1 protein-coding gene is annotated in these 1,842 nt (G+C 61.1%); it reads left to right on the top strand.

All coding sequences use genetic code 11. The features are described 5' to 3' along the window. Positions 1 to 392 precede the first annotated feature (392 nt). Entirely contained in the window at positions 393 to 1,754 is a 1,362-nt protein-coding gene (gene ltrA, locus EDE05_RS26620) for a group II intron reverse transcriptase/maturase (RefSeq protein ID WP_132413616.1), read from the top strand. Positions 1,755 to 1,842 lie beyond the last annotated feature (88 nt).

Below are 1,842 nucleotides of genomic sequence, written 5' to 3'. Positions count from 1 at the left end.
GTTGTGCGCCCAGCATGGGCGCATTCTTGTGGGTGCAAGTCCCACCGTGAGCTGGTCACAGCAAGCGAAGAGAAGCGCAACTGCGTGAGGGTGACCGAGCGTGGGGAGGAAGCGTGGATCGAAACTGCGGGTCGATGAACAAGAACCGGATATGAGGCGATGCCGACCAGGGCGAGCGGGCAACGAACCGCGAAGCTCTCGTGACCAAGGGTCGGTGTCGTAAATCCGGCGATCGTGCAGCGAAGGAATGCGTTCTTACCTGGGGAGATCTCGCCTTGTGCCTGAAAGGGCGACGGTGTCGAGCCGGAGCGAGAAGTCAGCAGAAGCCGTAGTAGGGAGCGTCTTGGCGCGAACGAAGGGCCGAATGAGAGAGAGTGAAGCTTCCACCAGGGATGGGTAAGGCCATGCGTCAGATGCCGGAGACTACCGGGAGATCGCAAGAGGAAGCGGGTGAAGCCCGTCAGTCTGGCGTTCTTGACGAAGCCACGCCCCCGCCTTGGACGGGAAACGACACAGGTGCAGGGCTGCTTGATGCGGCCCTGAGGCGAGAGAACCTCTTGAGGGCCTGGAAGCAGGTGCGCGCCAACAAGGGAGCAGCGGGTGTTGACGGACTGGATATCGACCAGACGGCCGCGCTGCTGCGAACCTCATGGCCTGCCATCCGTGACAGCCTCTTAAAGGGGACGTACCGGCCACAGGCGGTACGTCGGGTGATGATCCCGAAGCCGGGGGGCGGCGAGCGTGAGCTCGGCATCCCGTCGGTGCTGGATCGCCTGATCCAACAAGCGCTCCTGCAAGTCCTCCAGCCTATCCTTGACCCCACCTTCAGTCAGCACAGCTACGGCTTCCGCCCTGGACGAAGTGCCCATGACGCCGTTTTAGCGGCGCAATCCTTCGTGCAGTCCGGACGACGGGTTGTTGTAGACGTTGATCTGGAGAAGTTCTTCGACCGGGTTGACCATGACATCCTGATTGACCGTCTGCGCAAGAAAATCCCCGATCCCGGCGTGATCCGCTTGATCCGGGCCTATCTGAGTGCCGGCATTATCGATGGGAGTGTGGCCGTCAGACGGATCAGGGGCACGCCACAGGGCGGGCCGTTGTCTCCGCTTCTGGCCAATGTCCTGCTGGACGAGGTGGACAAGGAACTTGAACGGCGGGGCCATGCCTTCTGCCGCTACGCCGACGACTGCAATGTCTATGTGCGGTCAAGGCGCGCGGGAGAAAGGGTGCTAGCTCTGTTGCGACGTCTTTATGGGAAACTTCACCTCACGGTGAACGAAACCAAGAGTGCCGTCGCCAGCGTCTTCGGCCGTAAATTCCTCGGTTACGCCTTCTTCGTTGCCGCGGGACGTCTGGTCAAGAGACGGGTTGCCGACAAAGCGATCCAGACGTTCAAGGCGCGCATCCGCGAACTGACACGGCGCGTGACGGGTCGTTCCGTCAAAGCGGTAGCAGAGCGACTGCGCATCTTCGTGCGAGGATGGAAGGCCTACTTCCGACTGGCGCAAACCCCAAAGGTCTGGCGAGAGCTGGATGAGTGGATGCGCCATCGGGTGAGGGCAATTCAGCTCAAGCAATGGAAACAGCGCAGGACAATCTTCCGGGAACTGAAGACACGGGGAGCCAACCTCGCTACAGCGCAACGGGTGGCGGCTAATGCCGGCAGCTGGTGGCGCAACAGCGGCAAGCTTCTCAACAGTGTCCTCACCATCAAATGGGCCGATCAAATCGGACTACCCAGGCTCGCTTAGCCTCAATCTCTCAAACCGCCCGGTGCGGACCCGCATGCCGGGTGGTGTGGCAGGGGTGCGATTGATTAAATCGCCCCCTATGCCGATT

Source organism: Neorhizobium sp. R1-B (genome assembly GCF_004368875.1).
GTDB lineage: Bacteria > Pseudomonadota > Alphaproteobacteria > Rhizobiales > Rhizobiaceae > Neorhizobium > Neorhizobium huautlense.
The sequence above is the reverse complement of the archived record's forward strand: the minus strand, read 5'-3'. Positions and strand labels throughout refer to the sequence as shown.